This is a genomic window from Caballeronia humi (assembly GCF_001544475.1).
GTDB classification, from domain to species: Bacteria; Pseudomonadota; Gammaproteobacteria; order Burkholderiales; family Burkholderiaceae; genus Caballeronia; species Caballeronia humi.
In genome coordinates, this window is the sequence record NZ_FCNW02000124.1 from 1 (window position 1) to 4,937 (window position 4,937).

A 4,937-nucleotide genomic window follows, 5' to 3' on the forward strand; every position below is an offset into this window, starting at 1 on the left:
GCCGGAAAGCTCGACTTCTCGGCCTTCAACCAACATGCCTCGTAAGCCGCATTACCCACTCCACTTTTGAAATAGCCTCAAAAGTAAATCTCCTGAATGGCAATCAACCAACCTGGCCTCAAAGAACTGATCGCGCAGCGTGAAACGCTTCAACATGAAATCACTACGGCACGCGAGCGTGAAGCGAAAGTCGTCCTGTCCGACATCGTACGGAAGATGCGCGAATATCAAATCAGCCTTGCAGATTTGATGGCTCGATAGCGTTTGAGAGAGCCGCAACGTCACACACCGCCCTATACAGATGTCTTGCGATGCTGAAAAGCGGCGGGACAGGTAGGTACTAAAAAGGGGCGGCTCGTCAGCACAGGTGGGGACGATTCACGTTGGTACGCATGATCTTTGGAAGCGCGCTATTTGCATCACGGTTCGTAGCGAACCACTGCATGTTCCACCCAAGCGTCTGATCATAGCAACACCGCTTGTTGCAATAGCTCCAGCGCTTTGAACTCGTCCAATTTACCTGCGCGTGCTTTGCCCGCCAGGGTCTTGATCAGAGCCTCCGCAATCGGTTCGATTCCGTCGAGATTTGCCAGACTGGTCAAGGAGGTGGTGGGGCGGTGCGACAGCGAATGACGTTGCGGGTCGGAAGTGGTAGCAACCTGCTCGGGTGCTGCTGGGGGCAGTGCGGCGCTTTTTTCTTTGATTGCGGGAGCGGCGAGCTCAGCGGGGGGATTGCTGGTACGCGCTTGCTCGCCGACGACCACGGTCTCATCAACTGCACCACTTGTCGAAATGTGGGGGCTTTGTTCGGCCGACGTGCTCGCCGGAGCTGGCGAGGAGCGCATGTTCTCGACGTCGACGTCGGCTTCCGGACTTTCTTCTATTGCGGTAACGGGTAGTCGTTGCGTCTGAGATGCCTTAGCGCGAGAAGCGGGAACAAGCAACTGGGACATTGAATCTGGAATTTCTGCTTCCGAGCGCGGGGTGTCCAACCAACCGGTCGGCAAACCCAAGCGTTCAGTGAAACGATTCGCTTCGGCATCGTCCATGCGCTTCTTGCCGTGTAGCCTGTGGGCCATGTTGGAACCTGTAAGCTCCATGACGGCAGCGAGCCTTGCTTTAGATCCATTACGGCTCGTAAGAACGTGAAGATTGGCACGTCGGATGTTTTGCACCGCCGCGCTGTTATTTAACGCGAGCGATTGCTGGTGGCCGCCTTGCGGCACCGTCTCGGATTTCACGCGTCGGCCCTTTGGCGTTTTGCCGGCCGCAGGCTGCACTACCGTTGTGTTCTTATTATTCTGCACGGCCCTTGGCGATGCGCCCGCTGCTTTCTTCAGCATTTCCGATTCCTCGGGCAAATGTTCTTTAATGGATGGCTGCTGGCTGATAACTTGAGCGGAAGCCGGTTTGGAAGGCACTTCAAACACTTCTTCTTCTGATTCGGGTTCCGTTTGAACAAAGTCCAGCGGCGATTTCAATCGAGCGACTGTCTCCGGCGTTAACACAGGATTGGGCTGGTCGAAGAAACCATGTGGCAGCCCAAGCGTGGTCTCCATGTGAAAGGCCGTTTCGGGCGTGAATTTTTCGCCTTTCATCAGTTCCGCTACTCGCGTCAAGTTGGACTCAAGTCCTAACGCGATATTTTCTGCGCCCACCGCCTCGACCAATAACTGAAACGACCGCGTCTTGAAAATGGAAGCAGTCTGAACTTCGTCTCGAGGAGAATGCCCCTTTACGTAAGGTTGGCTCTGTCGATTGGAAGGCGATTTTTTGACGTGTCGCGGTGGGCGCTGGCCACTGTCACGCGATCCGGAGTATCGCCCACGCGCTTGATTCATAAAGTACGGCTCCCCGCCATTGTTGAAACTGTAGTTGTCGATTATAGACGACGCTATAAGCAAAGTTTGACCGGTCAGAGGGGCTCTACGCGAGGCAGAAGACCATGCGTCATGCCGTTGCCGCCGCGTTCATTCGTAAGCAAAAACGCTACTAAATTTGTCCGCTGCGTGGTATGCCCTCCGACATGTTGCGCCTCCCCACTTCGATCTCCTTGACTTCCGAGCCGGGGAACGCGGAGCCGATCTCCTTGACGACTTCTGCGTTTGTTCGCCGATGAACCGTAGTTGCGGCGGATATAGATGACGATCCGTTCGTCAAACTGTCGTCACCGACCCGCACGGAGCCCTTGTACACTATGCCATCGAGTGAAATGACGCCCACTTCAGTGCGGTTCTGCTGATGGTCGACTCGGCCGTCAGATTTTTTCGACGCACGAACAGCAACCGGTGGGCGCACTTGCATCAGGCAATGCGCGAATATGGACATACCGTGCTGAACGAGCGCGCTCAAAGCCTGCTTAAGAGATTTTTCCTTCGAGAAGCATTACATTCCGGCCGGCACAGCTGACGAATTTGAGGTTTTGTACAAAGCGTAGCAATTCCGAATTCGCGATTTCTGCGAGCAGTACGGAGGCAGCCCGCTGGTCGTTGCCGCACCACCACCACTTGAAGTGACTTCCTCGCGCTGACAATAAGGCCGGACGGGTTCGCTGGGAGGTTACAATACCAACGCTCGTCTAGTTCATCTACGGTGTCTGGGTTTTTGCGCCATGCTGTCTCGATGCGTCTCATGGTCGCCTGCGACGATGAACGACCTTGATTACTGATTCCCGGGCGGCGCGGTACGGGGACGGTTGTCACCATGTTCGGATGGGGGTTCCTCTCGTGTCCGGTTGAATAGTCGCGATTGCGTGCTTCAAAACCATTTGAACGCCGCTGGCAGACCTTAGCGAAATCGAATATGGCTCTAACCGCCCAATGACGCCGAGGAGCCGTATGCCGCTGACCAGGTAGACGGCAACTGGAGCACGGGACTCACACAGGGCTTTCAGATATTCATCCTGACCTGTTGCAGGGACCATGATTGAACGGCCTTTCGCGCAGGAATATCGTAGGGACAACAGCACCGCGTCAACCCCCGCTCTGGAACTCAGGTCGGCGTGTGAGACGAAATCGATCAGTGACTCGTCGACCGTCACGCTATCGACAGTCGCTTGCCTGAACGGGGCCGATCGAACACGTCCGCGCTAGCTCGCTTGTGTTCGGAGTTTTCAAGTGTTTTGAAACTTTTCGAGGCGATTGTCAAGCTGGGCTTTTGAGAAACTCGTCCATCGCAAGGCAACCAATAGCATGACAAGCGGTGGGTCGCCCCTCGAGCTCATCCGGGAGCGCTTTTACAGTGTGTCGCGAGCAACGCTTGGAAAAGCACGAGCGTTCTATCTATATGTAACGTTTTTATGCACATGCCTACAACCATTGAGGCCTGCGCGAACCCCAGTTCAGAACTAATCCGCACCGCCCGCAACTTGCCGTTAGAGTCGACTGTGACACTCGTTTTCTTCAGCCACAGTGCGAATTCGCTGAGCGGACATTCAGTCCTGATACAAATCGGATTTCAACTGTTTTACCAGTATTGATTCGGTTTAGCTCCCGGTCAAATCGCGGACGGTAAAGGCGCGCAAACGTTAAAACGATTTTTAATGCGGAATATCCTCGGCTATCGACCCATGAGGGCGCCTTTATCCTTCTGTTCAAAACTGAATCAAATTCGGCTGAAGCGCCTGCGTTCGGTCCGACACATCCCGGCGAATCCCTTTACTGGTAAGACGTTTGCGAAGCTGGCACGACTCTCGCTAATGTATGACAAAGCACAAACGACAGCCGCCAACGTATTCGAACAGACGGCAATAACGGTGCTACGGGGCTGGTCGCAAAAAGTTTCGATGAACGCCACACAGATGCGCTCACGAATTCCGATGCGGACCAGAAAAATACAGCGCAAAGCGCACAGACCAGGCGAATAAAAATCATGTTGACTCTTCAATCCGACCTGCACGGCAATCATTTGTTGGGCGCGCTTCCGGCGCATGAATGGCAAGCCATCGCGCCTCATCTCGAACTCGTTCAGTTGCGCACCGAGCAGTTGCTGTGCGACTCGGGACAACGCATTCATCACGTGTATTACCCGACGACCGCGATCATCACGCTGCTGCACACGATGGAAGACGGCGGTTCGGTTGAAGTGGCGGCCGTGGGCCGTGAAGGGATGACGGGCGTGCCGGTGCTGACTGGCGGTGACACGATGCCCACTCGCGTGCAGGTGCAGGGCGCGGGCTTCGCGTATCGGATGAGCGCAAGTGCGCTGCGCGAACATTTCGGTCGCTCGGATTTTCTGCGTCGGCTGATGCTGCTGTATATGCAAGCGCTTCTCACGCAAGTGGCGCAAACGGCCGCGTGCAATCGTCACCATTCGCTGAGCAAGCAGTTGTGCCGCTGGCTGCTGATCCAGGCGGACCGTTCGTCGTCGGATCAGATGCGCGTGACGCAGCAGATGATCGCCGACATGCTGGGCGTGCGTCGTGAAGGCGTGACCGAAGCGGCCGGCAAGCTGCATGACGCGGGGCTGATCCATCACAGCCGTGGTTGCATCAAGGTGCTCGATCGCGCCGGGCTCGAAGCGCGCGCTTGTGAATGCTACGGCATCGTCAAGCGCGAGTTTGATCGCATGCTGCCGAGCGCCCGTCAGGCGGCAGTCGCTGCGTGAGGACGGAATATGCCGACGCCCGCTGCCCTAAGCCGGCGTCGGGTGGCCCAGGACGATCGACTAGGATACTCGTGTTGGGAACAGCCTCGACTCTGTGTCTCTGTGCGAAGCGTGCACAACGTCCTGATCCGAGGCTGCGCGAGTAGCCTGTAGCAACGGTGCGCGCTGCCAGACGAAGGGGAGCCGACCGATCGACTCCGCAACGCCAGATAGCTCTCCCGCGTCCGAGCCAGGTAGCAGGGAGATCGGATCTTCATCCACGCAACGCGCAAGATCGAAGAGGGCGCAGAGACTTCATTGACTACCAGCTTGACGTCGAAGCGCGCAGAACA

5 protein-coding genes are annotated in these 4,937 nt (G+C 56.2%); 2 read left to right on the forward strand and 3 right to left on the reverse strand.

Features of this window, described 5'->3' with window-relative positions:
- Positions 1-96: 96 nt before the first annotated feature.
- The gene (locus AWB65_RS36125; RefSeq protein WP_125474295.1) at positions 97-261 is read left to right on the forward strand and encodes an H-NS histone family protein; all 165 of its coding nucleotides are present in this window, start codon (positions 97-99) and stop codon (positions 259-261) included.
- A 203-nt stretch (positions 262-464) separates the two neighbouring features.
- On the opposite strand, the gene AWB65_RS34140 is transcribed toward AWB65_RS36125, so the two are convergent.
- The 3 genes from AWB65_RS34140 to AWB65_RS37985 all read right to left on the reverse strand — a co-directional run bounded on the left by AWB65_RS34140 (position 465) and on the right by AWB65_RS37985 (position 2,923).
- Positions 465-1,841, reverse strand: coding sequence for a hypothetical protein (locus AWB65_RS34140; RefSeq protein WP_087671180.1), 1,377 nt, complete (start codon positions 1,839-1,841; stop codon positions 465-467).
- A 151-nt stretch (positions 1,842-1,992) separates the two neighbouring features.
- Positions 1,993-2,328 carry a rod shape-determining protein gene (locus AWB65_RS37505; RefSeq protein ID WP_374729781.1) on the reverse strand — a complete coding sequence of 112 codons (336 nt, stop codon included), beginning with the start codon at positions 2,326-2,328 and terminating at the stop codon, positions 1,993-1,995.
- 370 nt (positions 2,329-2,698) lie between these two features.
- A complete protein-coding gene (locus AWB65_RS37985; RefSeq protein WP_374729782.1) occupies positions 2,699-2,923 on the reverse strand; it encodes an RNA chaperone Hfq in 225 nt (74 codons plus the stop codon).
- 947 nt (positions 2,924-3,870) lie between these two features.
- On the opposite strand from AWB65_RS37985, the gene AWB65_RS34155 reads away from it, so the two are divergent.
- Complete coding sequence (locus AWB65_RS34155) at positions 3,871-4,605, forward strand: Crp/Fnr family transcriptional regulator (RefSeq protein WP_087671179.1); 735 nt, start codon at positions 3,871-3,873, stop codon at positions 4,603-4,605.
- Positions 4,606-4,937 lie beyond the last annotated feature (332 nt).